Source organism: Streptomyces sp. NPDC101165 (assembly GCF_044768135.1).
Classification (GTDB): Bacteria; Actinomycetota; Actinomycetes; order Streptomycetales; family Streptomycetaceae; genus Streptomyces.
Genome location: NZ_JBIWPG010000012.1, coordinates 177,365 through 193,879, shown reverse-complemented (window position 1 = coordinate 193,879; position 16,515 = coordinate 177,365). Strand labels below are relative to the sequence as shown.

The following is a 16,515-nucleotide window of genomic DNA, read 5'->3' as shown; positions in this document are numbered from 1 at the left end:
TCGTGAGTCCCTGACACATCCGATGTATGGGGAGATCAGGCCGCGCCGGTGAGCAGGGGGAGGTAGCCCAGCGACTGCCCGGGTGCCGTGGGGTGGTACGACTCGGTCAGATCCAGCCAGTCGACGCTGTGCAGCCAGGGGGTGGACGAGCAGATCTCGTGCCCGGCGAAGGCGGCCCGGGGGTCGGCGAAAGCGAACCCGTGGCCGAGGGCGCGCTCGGCGATCACCCTGTTGAGCTGGTCCACGGCCTCGTTGAGCGCCGACCTCTCCGCGTCCGCGAGGCCGCCCGAACAGGTGCCGTGGACCTGGTAGAGGTGCGGATAGCCGAGCACGACGACGTGCGCGGCGGGTGCCTTGCCGCGGATGGCCGAGTAGAGACGGTCCAGGTTGCCCGGGAGGGTCCCGTCCATGAAGGTCCGTGCCTTGGCGACGGCGGAGAAGCATGCCTCGGTGCCGGGCAGTACGCAGGTCGCCATCACGCCGGAGAAGCCCGAGTCGCTGCCGCCGACGGTGATGCTGACCAGGTCGGTGCGGGGACTCAGCGGGCCGAGCTGGCTCGACATGACATCGCTCGTGCGGGCCCCGTTGCACGCCGTGAAACTGAACGACGCCGGCGCATGGGCCGCGGCCCACAGGACCGGGTACGCCCGGCCGCTGCGCAGACAGTTCGAGGCGGAGGTGAAGTAGCTCCCGGCTCCGACACCGGCCGAATAGGAGTCACCGAGAGCCACGTAATCGAGGGCTTCGGAGCGCAGGGCTTCGGCGCTCGGCGCCGCCGGCGCCGTCGCGGGACCGGCGAGGACACAGGCGGCCGCGAGGAGGGCGGAGGACGCGTAGGACGCTGTTCGGGACCGGCTCATGACTCTCCTGTATCGCGGCCCGCTCACCCCCGCCCGCGAGCGCCGTCATCCCCGCTCAGCCGTGTTGACAAAGCCCTCGGCAGTGTCGCCGCTGCGGTACGCCGTGCCGGAGAGGGGCGTCGGCCGGAGTCGGGCGCGCCCGACGACGTGCCGTCTCCTCGGCAGAGTTCACCCGGTGAGCCGTCACCCGTTCGGCGGCGCGCGCGACGCGGCTCGGAGCTGACGGCCGAGAGCGGTTCGCGACCCTATAGTCGATGGGCGTCGGGGGGCGGACGTACAAGAGGGGTGGGAATGACGGGGGTTCGCGGGGAACTGGTCCGTCCGTCGGTCGAGGCCGTCCAGGCGCATGCGGCACGCGCGGGGGAGAGGACCGCCTTCCGGGACGCACGTAGGGGCGTGACCTGGGAGCAGCTGGATCGGCGGACGGCGCGGATCGCGGGGCATCTGGCACGGCTGGGCGTGCGCCGCGGTGACCGGGTGGTGTTCTGCCTGTCCAACCGCGTCGAAATGGCCGAGAGTTGCCTGGCTGCCGTGCGCGCGGGGGCCGTTGGGGTGCCACTGGATCCTGGGGTGGCCGACGCCGAGTTGGCCCATGTCCTCGGCGACAGCGGCGCGGTGGCGATCGTGGTCGAGGCCTCGCTGCTGGAGCGCCTGGCGCGGGTGGCGACAGGACCGAAGTCGCCGCCGGTGGTGGTCGTCGTAGGTGCGCAGGCGCTGCCGCCCGGAGCGCCCCCGGGCGCGGTCTCGTACGAGGAACTCGCCGGGACGGATCCGGGCCGCCCGCCTTACGACGGCCTCGGCCTGGACGAACCCGCCTGGATCCTCTACACCTCGGGCACCACCGGCGAGCGCAAAGGCGTGGTGACGAGCCAGAGGGCCGTGCTGTGGTCGACCGCCGCCGCCTATGCACCGCTCTTCGGCATGTCCGAGGAGGACCGGCTGCTGTGGCCGTTGCCGATGCACCACGCCTACGCGCACTCGCTGTGCATCCTCGGGGTCGTCGCCACGGGGGCGAGCGCCTACCTCCTGGACCGCGGCGTGGACGTGCTGGAGGTACTCGAACAGCAGCCGCTGCAAGGGCCGTTCACGATGCTGGGCGGGGTACCGGCCACCTACCACCTGCTGGTGAGCGCACTGCGCGAGGCGCCGCGGCCGCCGCGCGGGCTGCGGTTGTGCGTCACCGCCGGAGCGCCTTGCCCGGCGGAACTGCGCTCCTCCGTAGAGGAGTTGCTGGGCGCGCCGCTGCTGGACGGCTACGGTTCCACCGAGACCTCCGGCAAGATCGCGGTCGACCGACTCGAGGTGCCGGGTCCGCAGCGCGTGCCGCAGCCGGTGCCCGGAGTCGAGGTCCGGGTGACCGATCCGCTCTCCGGTGCCGGCTCCGCAGACGGCGACGAGGGCGAGATCTGGGTGCGCGGCCCCGGCGTGATGATCGGTTACCACGGGCGCCCCGACAGCACGGCGCAGGTCCTCCGGGACGGCTGGTACCGGACCGGTGACCTCGGCCGCCGCGAGCCGGGCGGTGGGCTGCGGGTCACCGGCCGGGTGGGCGACCTGATCATCCGCGGCGGGCAGAACGTCAACCCGGTCGAGGTGGAGCAGGTGCTCCTGGCGTGCCCCGGTGTCGCCGACGCGGCGGTCGTGGGCAGGCCGCACGACGTGCTCGGGGAGGTTCCGGTGGCGTTCGTCGTCCCCGGGCCGGACGGAGTCGACCTCGCGCCGCTGCGGGCCGCGTGCCGGGAGCGGCTGTCCGCGTTCAAGGTGCCGGACGAGATCCGACTGAGCGGTTCGCTGCCCCGCACATCCTCCGGCAAGATCCAACGGGCGGTACTCGCCGGGCAGTTGGCCGAGGCGCTCGTCAGCGAGCAGGAGGACGCCTCCGCCGTTCTGCGGGCCCGGTTGCTCGCGCTGCCGGCCCCGGAGCGGCGCCGTGCCGTGCTGAACCTCGTCATGGCCGAACTCCGCGGCGACGGGGACTCCGAGCCGGAGCCCGGCCAGGCCTTCACCGATCTGGGAGTCAGCTCCCTGCAGGGCGTCCTGCTGCGCGACCGGCTCGGCGCGGTGACCGGCCTGCAGCTGCCCGCGACCCTGGTGTTCGACCGCCCGACGCCGGACGCGGTGGCCGAGTTCCTGCACGGCGCGCTGCTCGGCGCCCCGACCCCGGCGCTGCGCGGGGCCGGGCCAGGCACACCCGGCGACACACCGCAGCCCGACGAACCGGTGGCCATCGTCGCCATGGCCTGCCGCTACCCGGGAGCCGTGGACGACGTCTCCTCACCGGAGGAGCTCTGGCGGCTGATCGCCGACGGCACGGACGCCACCTCCGCGTTCCCCGCCGACCGGGGCTGGGACCTGGCCGGGCTGTTCGACACCGACCCGGACCGGCCCGGCACCTCGGTCACCCGCCGCGGGGGCTTCCTGCGCCGGGCCGCCGACTTCGACGCGGCCTTCTTCGGCATGTCGCCCCGGGAGGCGCTGGCCACCGACCCGCAGCAGAGGCTGCTGCTGGAGACCGCCTGGGAGGTGGTGGAACGGGCGGGCATCGCCCCCGGCGCCCTGCGCGGCAGCGACACCGGCGTCTATGTCGGCGTGATGCACGGCGACTACGCGGGCCGGCTGCTGCACCGCGGAGGACACGCGTACGAGGCACACCTCGCGCTCGGCTCCGCGGGCAGCGTGGCCTCCGGGCGCATCGCCTACACCCTGGGCCTGGAAGGACCCGCGGTGACGGTGGACACGGCCTGCTCCTCGTCGCTGGTGGCGATGGACTGGGCGGCACGGGCGCTGCGCTCGGGCCAGTGCTCGCTGGCCGTGGCCGGCGGAGTCACCGTCATGGCCAGCCCGGTGCCGTTCACCGCGTTCAGCAGACTGCGCGGCCTGTCGCCCGACGGACGGTGCAAGCCGTTCTCGGCCGCGGCCGACGGCACGGCCTGGGGCGAGGGCGTCGGACTGGTCCTGCTGGAGCGGCTCGCCGACGCCCGGCGCAACGGCCATCCGGTGCTGGCCGTACTCCGCGGCTCCGCCGTCAACGGCGACGGCGCGTCCAACGGCCTGACCGCACCCAGCGGGCCCGCCCAGGAGCGGGTGATCGGCGACGCCCTCGCCGCCGCCGGACTCACCCCGGCCGACATCGACGCCGTGGAGGCCCACGGCACAGGCACCCCGCTCGGCGACCCCATCGAAGCCCGGGCCCTCCTCGCGGCCTACGGGCACGACCGCCCGGCGGAGCGGCCGCTGTGGCTGGGATCGCTGAAGTCCAACATCGGGCACACCCAGGCCGCGGCCGGTGTCGCCGGGGTCATCAAGACCGTGCTCGCGATGCGGCACGGCGTGCTGCCGCGCACGCTGCACGCCGATGAGCCGTCACCGGGCGTCGACTGGTCCTCCGGCGCCGTACGGCTGCTGCAGCGGGAGCAGCCGTGGCGCCCCGCTCCCGGGACACCCCGGCGCGCCGCGGTGTCCGCCTTCGGCATCGGCGGAACCAACGCCCACGTGATCCTGGAAGAAGCGGTCGACGAGCAGGAGACCCCGCACCACGAGGGTGCCCGGACCGCTCCGGAACCGCCGCTTCTTCTGTCCGGTGCGACCGCCGAAGCGCTGCGCGCCCAGGCTCGGCGTACGGCCGCCTTCCTCCGCGAACGGCCCGAACTGCCGCTCGGGGATGTGACGTTCTCCTCGGCGGCCTCCCGTGCCGCGTTCCGCCACCGGGTGGCGGTGCCCGTCCAGGACCGCGCCGTCCTGCTGACTGAACTGGACCGGCTCTCGGACGAGGGGGCGGCAGTGCCGTCCCCGGTCCGGACGGGCGGACGGCTGGCGCTGCTCTTCACCGGGCAGGGCGCCGGCTGGGCGGGCCTCGGCAGGGAGTTGCACACCGCGTACCCCGTCTTCGCAGACGCCTTCGACGCCTTGTGCGGCCGGTTCGACACCGTCGGCGTCGGGGAGCGTCCCCTGCGCGAGGCACTGTGGGACGGCCCGGACACAGCGCTCGCCGACGCGCAGCAGCACAGGACGGATGTCGCGCAGGCCGGCCTGTTCACGTTCGAGGTCGCGCTGTTCCGGCTGCTCGAATCATGGGGCGTGCGACCGGACTTCCTGGCCGGCCACTCCGTCGGCGAGCTGGCCGTGGCGCATGCCGCCGGGATCCTCTCGGAAAGCGACGCCGTCGACCTGGTCGCCGCCCGGGGCCGGTTGATGCAGCAACTCCCGGCAGGCGGCGCCATGCTGTCCCTGGACGCCACCGAGCAAGAGGCGCTGGCGGCACTGGCCGAACTGCCGGCAGCAGCCGGGCCGGTGGCGGTCGCGGCGGTGAACGGCCCACGGTCGGTCGTCGTCTCCGGCGCGGAGAAAGCGGTGACGGCGCTGGCCGAGCGCTTCGAGGCCCGAGGGCGTCGCACCGTACGACTGCGCACGAGCCACGCCTTCCACTCGCCGCTGATCGAACCGGCGCTCGCGGAGTTCGCCCGAGCCGCCTCCCGGGCCACCTACCGTGAGCCCCGCATCCCGATCGCCTCGACACTGACCGGCCGCCAGGCCACCGGAGACGACCTGCGCTCGGCTGCCTACTGGGTCCGCCACGCCCGCGAAACGGTGCGGTTCGCGGACGTCGTACGTCATCTGGTGCGTGAAGCGAAGGCGACCGCATTCGCCGAGGTGGGCCCAGGCACACAGCTCACATCCGCCGCGATGGCAACGGTCGGGGCGCCCGGGAAGCTCGTGTTCACCCCGACGGCGCGGGCCGGCCACCCGGAACCCGACACGGTCCTGGCGGCACTCGCCCGACTCCACGAGCACGGCACGGCGATCGACTGGGCCACCGTGCACCAGGCAGCACACCCGGACAGGCGTGACCGGCGAGTGGACCTGCCCACCTACCCCTTCCAGCGGGACCGCTACTGGCTGGCCGAGCCTGTCGACACCACGCCGACCGCCGTACGCACCGCCTCCGGCGGCCACCCGGTGCTGACGTCCACGACCAGCCTCCCGGACACGGGCCGCCTGCTGTGCACCGGCCACCTGGCGGACGCCGACCAGCCCTGGCTGCGCGACCACGTCGTCGACGGACGCCTGCTGGTGCCCGCGTCCGCCCTCGCCGACCTGGCGCTCCACTCCGGCGGCACCTGCGGGCTGGGCTTCCTGGAAGAGCTGACCTTGCTGCTGCCACTGCAACTGCCCGGCTCCGGCGTGCGCGTCGAGGTCCAGGTGGCGCTCGGCGAACCGGACCCGGCCGGCCGCCGGACCGTCGACATCCACGCGCGCCCCGAGGACTCCGGCCCGGTAGGCACCTGGACCCACCACGCCACCGGCCGGCTGGCCCCCTCGGCCACCGACCCCGCCCCGAACCCCGGACCGCAGGGATCCTGGCCACCGCCGGACGCCGTACCCGTCGACGTGACAGAGGCCTACGACCGGCTGGCGCGCGAAGGCTACGCCTACGGCCCGGCCTTCCGCTGCGTTCGGGCCGTCTGGCGACAGGGAGACGACCTCCTCGCCGATGTGCGGCTCCCCGACGCAGCCGTAGCAGAGGCGCAGGGGTACGGCATCCATCCCGCCCTGCTCGACGCCGCCATCCACGCTCCGCTGCTGGTCCCCGGGGAACACGGGGAGCCCGAACCGCCTCGGCTGCCGTTCGCCTGGCGGGGCGTCAGCCGGTACGCGGCCGGCGTCAGCGCGCTGCGCGTACGGCTGCGCCGCAGCGGGGAGGACACGGTCGCCGTGGACCTCACCGACCCGGCGGGCAGGCCGGTGCTGCGGGTGGAGGCGCTGACCACCCGGGCGGTCCCGAGCACCGTCGACCGCGTGCAGGCAGGACCGCTGTACCGCCCGCGTTGGACGGCCGTGGCCCCCGCCCACGCCACCGTTTCCGCGCTCGCGGTGGCATCCCCCGACGATCTGGACCTGGCGGCAGCGCTGTCCGGGTCACGGCGCCCCGGCTCCCTCGAAGGCGATGCCCCGGCCGTCGTGGTCTCCCTGGCCGCTCCGACCCCGTCCGCCGCCCCGGCCGCCGACACTCGTGCCCTCGTCACACGTGCCCTGGAACTGCTGCACGACCGGCTGCCCGCCCTGGCTCCGGGATCGCGCCTGGTCCTGGTGACCCGCGGTGCCACCGGTCCAGCCCCGGACCTGCCCGCCGCTGCCGTCTGGGGACTGGCGCGCAGTGCGCAGTCGGAGTACCCCGGCCGCCTGACGCTCGTCGACGTCGACGACCACCCCGAGTCGCTGCACCGGCTGACGGCGGCCCTGGAGACGGGTGAACCCCAACTTGCCCTCCACGCCGGGGAGGTGCTGGTGCCAAGGCTGACTCAGACGGCCGCCACACCTGCCCCCTCGGCGCCGTTCGGCGAGGACGGCACCGTACTGATCACCGGGGGCACCGGGGCTCTCGGTGCGCTGCTGGCCCGCCACCTGACGAAGCATCACAAGGTCCGTCGCCTGGTGCTCACCAGTCGCAGTGGCCCGAAGGCGCCCGGTGCACGGCAACTGCAGGCGGAGATCGGGCAGGCCGGAGGCCGGGTGGAGGTGGTCGCCTGCGACGCGGCCGACCGGTCCGCACTGGCGGAGGTGGTCGACAGGTACGCCGCGGACCTGACCGCCGTGGTGCATGCGGCGGGTGTCCTCGACGACGGAGTACTGGAGGCGCAGACGCCCGAGCGGATCGCGGGCGTCCTGCGGCCGAAGGCGGACGCGGCCTGGCACCTGCACGAGCTGACGAAGGACCTGCCGCTGTCGCAGTTCGTGCTCTTCTCCTCGGCGGCGGGCCTGCTCGGCAATCCCGGTCAGGCGGGCTACGCGGCCGCGAACGCGTTCCTCGACGCCCTCGCGGTGCACCGAGCCGCTCTGGGAATGCCCGCGCTCTCCCTGGTGTGGGGTCCGTGGTCGGGAGCCGAGGGGATGGCGGCCCGCACCGGCCGGACCAGCGACGGCGTGTTGCGCGCCGTCACCCCCGCCGAAGGCATGGCGCTGTTCGACGCCGCCCTGGCGGCGGACGAGCCCGTCCTGGCACCGTTGCCGTTGGACCCGAAGGCCGGTAGGCAGCGCAGGCCGGTTCCGCCGCCGCTGCAGGGCCTGTTGGGCCCGTCCGGCTCGGTTGCGGTCCCGGGCGCGGACCGTAGCGGCGGGGGACCGGCGGGGGGAACCACCCAGCCGGCCGACGACGCGCCGGGAGCGTGGCGAGAGCGGTTGGCGCAGCTGCCCGCCGACGACCGCCACTCCGCCCTGCTCACACTGGTCCGGGAAGCGGTCGCCGAGGTGCTCGGCCATCCCGGCGCGGCCGCTGTGACGGCCGACCGCGCCTTCATGGAGCTGGGTCTGGACTCCCTGACCGCCGTTCTGCTGCGCAACCGGCTGAGCCTGCTCACCGGCCTGGAACTGCCCGCGACCCTCACCTTCGACCTGCCCACCACCGAACGACTGACGAGCCACCTGCTCGCCGAACTGCACGAGGCGTTGCCCCGCCAGAAGGCGGCCACCGGTGCGCGGCCGTCACGCCCCGCACAGACCCTGGCCTCCCTCTACCGCCGCGTGTGCGGGACCGGCGACGTCGTCTCGGCGATGCACCTCCTCGTGACCGCCTCACTGGCCGTCCCCGGCTTCGGCCCCGAGGACGGCGCGGTGCACGCCCTGCGACCACTCCAGCTGGCCACGGGCGCGGCCGACCGGCCGGCTCTGGTGTGCTTCCCCGGCTTCTCCCCGGCCCTGGGCCGGCCCTGGTACGACGCACTCGCGCGGCACTTCGAAGGCGACCGGGACGTTCTGGAGACGCGGCACCCCGGGGTCACCTCCGGCGATGCGCTGCCCTGCGACTGGCCGACACTGGTGGACCTGCACGCAGCCACGCTGCGGGAGCAACTGGGCGACCGCCGACCGGTCTTGCTGGGCTGGTCGATGGGCGGCTGTCCGGCACACGCGGTCGCCGCGCGGCTGGCGGAGACCGGTACCCCGCCCGCCGGCCTGGTCCTCGTCGACACCTACCACGTGACCCCCGAGCGGGAGGCCGAGCCATGGCTGCTCGCCCTGCCCGCCCGCGCGGCCCTGGCCATGGGGGAGGGGTTCGACTCCGCGGTGGAGGACATGGCGCTGGCCGCACTCGGGGCCTACACCCGGATGCTCCGCGGCTGGCGCCCCGAACCGGTGGACGTGCCCACACTCCTGGTGCGCGCCACGGACCAGCTGCCGGAGATGCGCACCCACGGCAGCCGTGAGACAGGAACCCACGACTGGCGGGCCTCCTGGCCACAGCTGTCCGAGACCGTGGACGTCCCGGGCGACCACTGGACCATCGCCGAGGAGCACGCACCCACCACGGCAAAGGCGATCCGGGCCTGGGTGAACGGGCTGGGAAAAACCACTGATTGAGGCATCGTCGGTGCTTCGGGCACGGATGCTCAGTGCCCCAGGAGCAGCCCCGATCCCGCGACGTCGGCGTGGATGCCGTCCTTGTGCACCGTCACGTCCTGCAGGCGCAGGGTGCCCGAAGGCGGTTTCGGGAGCTGGAAGGAGAACGAGAAGCGGTCGGCGATCTGCGGACGGGTGAGCTTGGTCAGTGCGGTGAGGAGGGAGAGGTCGAGACCCAGCCGCTTGAGGAGCCCCGGGTGGGCGAGCGCCACGTCCACCAGGTTCATGCGGGTCAGGTCGTGCAGGAAGCGCGGCGCGCCGGTGAGCTGATGGAGCCTGTCCTCGTCGTGCAGCGCGGCGCGCACCGCGCTGTCGGGGACACCCAGGCGCCGCACGATCTCCGGGACGGCCAGAAAGGCCCTGATCTTCTCCGCTCCCTGGGTGAGCCGACGCGCCGAGGCGCGGGTCAGATGGAGGCCCTCGGCGGGCCCGGTGCCGGGCCGGTACGTCGCGAGGTCACCGATGTCGAGCCGCATGCCGTCCACGGAGGTGGCGATGCCGCGCTCCCCTTGGGGCCGGATGCGGACGTCGGCTCGTACCCGCAGATCGTTCCCCGCGACGCGCAGATCGCCGTGGGCCCGGACGCGGCCCGGTCCGCGGGCCGTGAAGGACACCTGGGAGGCGCCGAGTTCGCGGTTCATGTCGGCGAAGGACAGCAGGACCCGACCGTGCACCTGCCGCACGAGTGCGCCGCGCACGGCGGTGGGTCCGTCGCCGTCGATACGTATGTCGTGTGCGGTGGCGGTGACCTGGGTGAGGGTGACCCGGCGGGCCGGGACGCCGGGGACGGTGATCCGGACCGAGTCGAGGCGCTGTGCGGCCAGCTGGGTGAGGAACGGGAAGCCGCCGATCCGTACCTCGGGGGCGGCGGCGAGATGCAGTTGGTCCTTGAGCCGATCCGAGGCCTTGTGCTCGGCATACAGCAGTGCCCAGCGGTCGGCGAGGGTGACGAGGCAGGCGAGGGTGAGCGCCCAGGCGAGGACTCTGACCATGGTGGGCAGGCCGGTGGCTCGGTTGCGGCGGCGGCTGCCGCGGCGGTGGTTGGGCGGGGCCCAGGGCTCCTCGGCGTCGTCGTCCTGCGCGGTCGGCGTGCTGTCGTCGGTGAGGAAGTCCTCCAGTGGATTGTCTACCAGCGCCGCAAGTTCGTCGTACGGATTGCGGCTGGATGGAACCCGCTCGACGGAATGCCCGTCGGACTGGGCAGGTTGATGCGTCGGTACGTGGGGGGTACGCATCGGGAGATTTGATCATATAGTCCCACCGGACTTGCAAGTCCTACCTGAAGTAGGGCTCGAAATCGGCCACTTCGCGGCCGACGGTCAGCGGGTGTTTCCGTGGCGGATGCCTGAGGGCTGTTGCTCACTTTCGGGTGACGGGCACGTGCGCGCGCATGTGAAAGACGGCCTGGGAAGGCCTCGAAAGGGGTATTCGGTACATAGATGGACTATGCATGCGAGTGTCACCAATATATTGACGATTGGTAACACGCCCCGTTTGTGCCGCGCTTCTCCTGCTCGGGGCACGAAGGTGTGGATGCGCGGCCGCACGGCCGCTCCTCACATGCCGCACCCCCGGCTCACGGCCGATGCCGTGGAGCCCGGACGTGCCCACACTCTGCAAGGGGGACCCTGTGTCCGCTTCCGTTTCTGTGACCCCGCGTCGTCTGACTGCAGCTGCCGCCGTGGCGGCCGCGCTGGTCGGAGCGGTGGCGCTGCCCGCCTCCGCTGCGGACCGAGCGAGCGCGTACCCGGACCGCGCTCAGGTGGTCATCGGTAACGTGCAGTCCAGCATTCATGGCCGCTACGAGCGATCCAACCTGGCCCTCAACCGGGAGTGGGTCGACATCACCAACAACAGCCGTCGCGACGTGAACCTGAGCGGCTGGACCCTGACCGACCGGGACGGCAACACCTACACCTTCCGCAACTACTGGCTGGGGGGCCGGGCAACCGTCCGTGTCCACACCGGTGTCGGCCGCGACAGCTCGACCGACGTCTACCAGGACCGCCGCTCCTCCGTGTGGGACCGCGACGCCGACACCGCCACCCTGCGCAACGACCGCGGCCGCTTCGTCGACGCCGAGTCATGGGGTGACGGCCACCGCGGCTACCGTGACCACGACCGTCACTACCGCGGTGACGGCGACCGTTTCAACCGCGGTGAAGGCCACAACCACCGCGGCGACCACCGCTTCTGACCGTCCCCGGGGTGCCGACGCCCCTGCCTCGGCACCCGACGACCCGCACCACGGCGCGCCGCTCCCCGGGAGCGGCGCGCCGTGGTGCGCTCGCAACCACTTCTCCGGCCCCGTGCGGCTGCGTCGACCGGCTCCTGCCCGTCCTGGTCCTAAAGCGTTGCCGGCCGAGGGGCGACGGGCTGCCCCATCCTGAGGCTGAACCACGTCGTCTTGCCCTCGTCGGTCGGCCGGACTCCCCAGTCGTCGGCGAGGGCCCGTACGAGTTGCAGCCCCCGGCCGGACTCCTCCTCCTCGGCCGCGACCCGGGGCTGGGGCAGCTGCGGGCTGGGGTCGCTGACCTCGACCGTCAGCTCGGTGTCCGTGCGGCGCACACGCAGGCCGATCGGGCCCTGCGCGTGCTGCACCGCGTTGGTGAGGATCTCCGACAGCAGCAGACACGCGTCGTCCGTCCGCTCGCCGAAGCCCCACGTGCAGAGGGTCGCGGCGAGGAATTCTCGACCGTCTCGCACCGCGCGCGGCTCAGCGCACAGTTCGGCCCCGGCCGTGGCCAGCGGGGCCGCCGGCACCTGTGTGAGCAGCAGGGTGACGTCGTCGTGCCCGTTCGCGTCGGGCAGCAGCGTCGTCAGCACGTGGTCGGCGGCGGCCTCCAGGTCGAGGCCGCAGCTCGCCAGCTTGTCCAGGGTGCCGATGAGCTGGGTGAGCTGGTCCTCGATGTCGGAGCCCGGGGTCTCGATGAGACCGTCGGTGTAGAGCACGAGGGTGGCGCCGCGTGCGATGGTCGTGGTGCGCTGTTCGTAGATCACGCCGCCGACGCCGAGAGGCGCGTTCACCGGCGTGGGCAGGGTGCTGGCGCCCTCGCCCGGGACGGCGACCAGGACCGGCAGATGCCCCGCGGAACAGATGACCACTTCGCCGGAGTCGGCGGCGACGACGAGATAGCAGCAGGTGACCAGCTGGTCGGGGACGTTCAGGTCGGCCACGACCGTGTCCAGTGCCTGCATCAGCTGACGGGGCCGCATGCCGGTCTTGGCCAGCGCGTGCGCGGCGGACCGCAGCTGACCCATCACGGCGGCCGCCTCCAGGCCGCGGCCCATCACGTCACCGATCAGCACCCCGACGCGGCCGGCTCCCAGCGGGATCAGGTCGAACCAGTCGCCTCCCACTCCGGCTCCCTGGGTGGCGGGGAGGTAGCGGCTCGCGGTGACGAGGTCGGGAATCGCGGGCGGCGTGCCCATCAGGCTGCGCTGCAGTGTCAGCGCGATGTGCCGCTGCTGCTCGTACAGTTCGGTCAGTTCCGCCTCGGCCCGCTTGCGGTCACTGATGTCACGGACGATCGCGCAGGCGCCGATGACCGTGCCGTCCGGGGACCGGGTCGGCCACAGGGTGACGTCGACGTCGAGCATCCCGCCGGACCGGGTCACCCGCAGCGTCTCGAAGTGCTCGACCTTCTCGCCCCGGCGCAGCCGGTCCAGGAGCAGCCTGATCTCGTCCTCCCGGTCGGCCGGGGCGAGGATCGACACGTGCTGTCCGACCGCCTCGGCGGCCGAGAACCCGTACAGCCGCTGGGCGGCGGCGTTCCAGTAGGTGATCCTGCCGTCGAGGGTCTTGGCGAGGATCGCGTCCTGGGAGGACTCGACCAGCGCGGCGAGTTCGTTGATGCGCTCTTCGGCGGCTTTGCGTTCGCTGACGTCGCGTACGGCGGCGGAGACGAGGAGTCCGTCGGCGGTTTCGAGGGGGCTGAGGCTGATCTCGACGGGGAATTCGGTGCCGTCCTTGCGGAGGCCGTAGAGGTCGAGGCCGGCGCCCATGGGGCGTACTTGCTGGTTGTGGGCGTAGCCGTTGCGGTGTTTGGTGTGGTGGGTGCGGAAGCGGCCGGGGACGAGGAGCTCGACGGGGTGGCCGAGGAGTTCTTCGCGTCGGTAGCCGAAGAGGGCTTCGGTCTGGGCGTTGACGAGCTTGATGATGCCGGTGTCGTCGACGATGACCATCGCGTCCGGTGCCGCCTCCAGCAGACCCCGGAAACGTTCCTCTGCGGCTTTGCGTTCGCTGACGTCGCGTACGGCGGCGGAGACGAGGAGTCCGTCGGCGGTTTCGAGGGGGCTGAGGCTGATCTCGACGGGGAATTCGGTGCCGTCCTTGCGGAGGCCGTAGAGGTCGAGGCCGGCGCCCATGGGGCGTACTTGCTGGTTGTGGGCGTAGCCGTTGCGGTGTTTGGTGTGGTGGGTGCGGAAGCGGCCGGGGACGAGGAGCTCGACGGGGTGGCCGAGGAGTTCTTCGCGTCGGTAGCCGAAGAGGGCTTCGGTCTGGGCGTTGACGAGCTTGATGATGCCGGTGTCGTCGACGATGACCATCGCGTCCGGTGCCGCCTCCAGCAGACCCCGGAAACGGTCCTCCTCGTCCCGGGGCCTGCCCACGGGTATGCCGCCGCCGCATCCGCACGTCGTCCGCTCCGCCATGTGGGTGGAACCGGACGGCACCGCCTCGGCCAAGTCGCTCATGTCCATCCCCGATCCGCGGCTCACGATGAGTCGGCCATCCCAGCGCAATCCGGAGACATCCGTACGCACATGTCGCCAAGTGGCCCACAACGGTTGAACATGGCCACCCGATTTTCCTCGGTGACTGATTTGGGGTCGACCAGGCTCCGTCTCGGTGGACCGCTCCGGAAGGCGGTGAGCGGGGGCAGGGGACCTGGGCAGGCCTGCCCGGCGATGGTGGATCATGATGCGGCACCACGGACGGCGCCCGGCACCCCTGCGGCGTGCGCGGTCGATGACGGTGCGACACCTCCCGCGAACGAAAGGGCGGACGCGACATGGAAGGCGCCCGGGCGGCGGTCCACCCGCTGCCGTACACGACCTACCAGCAGGCGATCGAGCAGGAGACGGCGCGCTTCGCCGAAGTGGTCGAGGACGTGGATCCGGCAACCCCGGTGCCCTCCTGCCCCGACTGGACGGTGGCCGACCTCACCCGGCACGTCGGCAGCCTGCAGCGCTGGTTCTCCGCCCTGCTGACCCGGCTCGTACAGGAGCAGCCGCGGAGCCGTGAGGTGGAGCTGGGGCTGCCCGACAGCGCGCACGAGTACCCCCGCTGGGTGGCGTCCGGCATCCCCAGGGTGGCCGCCGTGCTGCGGGCCACGGATCCCCAGGCACCCATGTGGGCCTGGGGCGAGGACCGGCACGCCCGGTTCTGGGCCCGGCGGATGCTGTTCGAGACGCTGGTCCACCGCGTCGACGCGGAGCGGTCCGTGGGCCAGGAATCACCCATCGACCCCGTGCTGGCGGCGGACGGTATCGACGAGTTCCTCGTCAACCTGCCCGACGCGCACCTTTTCGTCCCGGCCGTGGCCCGGCTGAAGGGTGACGGCGAGACCATCGTGTTCCAGTGCGCCACCCCCGACAAAAGCCTCGGTGAGAAGTGGCGGATGCGACTGGATGCCGACGGTTTCCGTCTGCAGCCCCGAACGGCGGACGGCGAACCGTCCGGCGAGCGGACCACGACGGTGCGGGCCCGGGCTGCCGACCTCCTGCTGCTGGTCTACGGACGGCGGTCCTACCGGGAGGCCGCCTTCGACGTGACCGGGGAATCCGCGACGCTGGACCGCTGGTTCGCCCACACGGCCTTCTGAGCCGGCGCCGGGGGATGCCCGGGGCTGTTCAGCGGGTGGTGCGCAGCCCCGCCGTGGTGGTGCCGGTGCGATCGCGCAACAGCGTGCGCAGGGTGGCGGCGTGCTCGTAGCCGACCTTGCGGGCGATGGTCTCCAGGGACAGATCGGTGGTCCGCAGCAGATGCGTCGCCTGCTCGACGCGCAGGTCCTGGACGAACCGCACCGGCGTGGTGTTCAGGACCCGGCGTACGGTGCGCTGGAGCGTGCGCTCACTGACACCCAGCGTACGTGCCGCCTCGGCGAGGCTGTTCGGCGTGTCGAGGTGCCGGCGCGCCCACCGCTCGAACGCGGCGACCAGCGGATCGCTCTGCGCGAGGGCGCTCGGGATCGTGTACGCGGACTGCGAGGGGCGCTCGTCGACGACCAGGTAGCGGGCGACCAGGTCGGCCAGGGCCGGGCTGGCCATCCGTACGACGGCGAGGGCGAGATCGACGTGCCCGAAGGCGGCCCCCGCCGTGGTCACGCCCTGTGATGTGGTGACCATGCTCGTCTCGTCGAGCGCAACGGCCGGATAGCGACGGCGGAAGAGGGGCGCCAGCCACCACGTGGTCGTCGCCCGGTGGCCGTCCAGGATGCCCGACTCGGCCAGCAGGAAGGTGCCCGTACAGGCCGAGGCGACGGGTGCGCCCCGGCCCCGGTGGCCGGCGACCAGTTCCCGTACGTCGGCCAGACCGGGCCCCGCGACCCGCTCCAGGAGGGCGTCCGGCCGGCGCTCGGCGAGTGCGGGGACGAGCAGCAGATCCGCGGTGTCCGCGCCGGCCGCGGGCTCGGTCGTGACGATGTGCCCTGCGCCGGTGCGCACCTGCGGACCGAAGCCGATCGTCGTGACGTTCCAGGCCGGTGGCGGCTGGGGGAGTTCGCCGCGCATCGCGTTGGCCGCCTCCAGGACGTCCAGCGCCGCAGAGAGCCCCGAGTCGAACACGCCGTCGTAGACCAGCACCGAGACGTCCATGTCGGAAACGCTATCAGAGAAGTCGTTTCCGACACTGGGGACAGAGAGCGCAGCGACCTAGCGTGAATGGTGTGCCCCGGTGAGGGGACACACGACCGAGCCGAAGGAGCCCACCATGAACAAGATCGGTCTGCTGGCCCGTATCGAGGCCAAGCCGGAGCACGCCGACGAGATCGCCCGGATGCTGACCGAGGCCGTGAAGCTCGCCGAGGAGGAGCAGCGGACCGTCACCTGGTTCGCCTTCCGGGAGGACGCCACCACCTTCGGTGTCTTCGACACCTTCGAGAACGACGAGGACCGCACCGAGCACCTGCGCGGACGGATCGCCGCCGCGCTCATGGGCGCCGCGGAGACCATGCTCGCCTCGGCCCCCGACATCCGGCCCGTCGACCTGCTCGCGGTCAAGCTGCCCTGAGCGGCCCCGCACGCCACACCGCGCCCCGAGACC

Annotated in this window: 8 protein-coding genes; 4 read left to right on the top strand and 4 right to left on the bottom strand. The window is 72.7% G+C overall.

The features are described 5' to 3' along the window. Positions 1-35: 35 nt before the first annotated feature. Positions 36-860 carry an SGNH/GDSL hydrolase family protein gene (locus ACIRVH_RS26495; protein WP_403957614.1) on the bottom strand — a complete coding sequence of 275 codons (825 nt, stop codon included), beginning with the start codon at positions 858-860 and terminating at the stop codon, positions 36-38. 291 nt (positions 861-1,151) lie between these two features. Here ACIRVH_RS26495 and ACIRVH_RS26490 point away from each other — a divergent pair, with 291 nt between their 5' ends. Beyond that, complete coding sequence (locus ACIRVH_RS26490) at positions 1,152-9,212, top strand: type I polyketide synthase (protein ID WP_403957612.1); 8,061 nt, start codon at positions 1,152-1,154, stop codon at positions 9,210-9,212. 29 nt (positions 9,213-9,241) lie between these two features. On the opposite strand, the gene ACIRVH_RS26485 is transcribed toward ACIRVH_RS26490, so the two are convergent. Then, entirely contained in the window at positions 9,242-10,486 is a 1,245-nt protein-coding gene (locus ACIRVH_RS26485) for a DUF2993 domain-containing protein (protein ID WP_403957609.1), read from the bottom strand. 395 nt (positions 10,487-10,881) lie between these two features. Here ACIRVH_RS26485 and ACIRVH_RS26480 point away from each other — a divergent pair, with 395 nt between their 5' ends. Continuing rightward, positions 10,882-11,448, top strand: a complete 567-nt coding sequence (locus tag ACIRVH_RS26480; RefSeq protein WP_403957607.1) for a lamin tail domain-containing protein — start codon at positions 10,882-10,884, stop codon at positions 11,446-11,448. Between the two features lie 149 nt (positions 11,449-11,597). Here ACIRVH_RS26480 and ACIRVH_RS26475 read toward each other — a convergent pair whose 3' ends face one another. Beyond that, positions 11,598-13,946, bottom strand: coding sequence for a PAS domain S-box protein (locus tag ACIRVH_RS26475; protein ID WP_403957604.1), 2,349 nt, complete (start codon positions 13,944-13,946; stop codon positions 11,598-11,600). Positions 13,947-14,263: 317 nt separating this feature from the next. On the opposite strand from ACIRVH_RS26475, the gene ACIRVH_RS26470 reads away from it, so the two are divergent. Continuing rightward, positions 14,264-15,076, top strand: coding sequence for a maleylpyruvate isomerase family mycothiol-dependent enzyme (locus ACIRVH_RS26470; RefSeq protein WP_403957601.1), 813 nt, complete (start codon positions 14,264-14,266; stop codon positions 15,074-15,076). 28 nt (positions 15,077-15,104) lie between these two features. Here ACIRVH_RS26470 and ACIRVH_RS26465 read toward each other — a convergent pair whose 3' ends face one another. Next, a complete protein-coding gene (locus tag ACIRVH_RS26465) occupies positions 15,105-16,067 on the bottom strand; it encodes a GlxA family transcriptional regulator (RefSeq protein ID WP_403957598.1) in 963 nt (320 codons plus the stop codon). A 115-nt stretch (positions 16,068-16,182) separates the two neighbouring features. Between ACIRVH_RS26465 and ACIRVH_RS26460 the strand changes: the two genes are divergently transcribed. Further along, positions 16,183-16,482, top strand: a complete 300-nt coding sequence (locus ACIRVH_RS26460; RefSeq protein WP_393479302.1) for a putative quinol monooxygenase — start codon at positions 16,183-16,185, stop codon at positions 16,480-16,482. Positions 16,483-16,515: the final 33 nt, after the last annotated feature.

What these genes read in the sequence shown, in the direction of transcription:
- ACIRVH_RS26495 (WP_403957614.1), bottom strand. Translation starts at nt 860, where the DNA reads ATGAGCCGGTCCCGAACAGCGTCCTACGCGTCCTCCGCCCTCCTCGCG.
- ACIRVH_RS26490 (WP_403957612.1), top strand. Translation starts at nt 1,152, where the DNA reads ATGACGGGGGTTCGCGGGGAACTGGTCCGTCCGTCGGTCGAGGCCGTC.
- ACIRVH_RS26485 (WP_403957609.1), bottom strand. Translation starts at nt 10,486, where the DNA reads ATGCGTACCCCCCACGTACCGACGCATCAACCTGCCCAGTCCGACGGG.
- ACIRVH_RS26475 (WP_403957604.1), bottom strand. Translation starts at nt 13,946, where the DNA reads ATGAGCGACTTGGCCGAGGCGGTGCCGTCCGGTTCCACCCACATGGCG.
- ACIRVH_RS26470 (WP_403957601.1), top strand. Translation starts at nt 14,264, where the DNA reads ATGGAAGGCGCCCGGGCGGCGGTCCACCCGCTGCCGTACACGACCTAC.
- ACIRVH_RS26465 (WP_403957598.1), bottom strand. Translation starts at nt 16,067, where the DNA reads ATGGACGTCTCGGTGCTGGTCTACGACGGCGTGTTCGACTCGGGGCTC.
- ACIRVH_RS26460 (WP_393479302.1), top strand. Translation starts at nt 16,183, where the DNA reads ATGAACAAGATCGGTCTGCTGGCCCGTATCGAGGCCAAGCCGGAGCAC.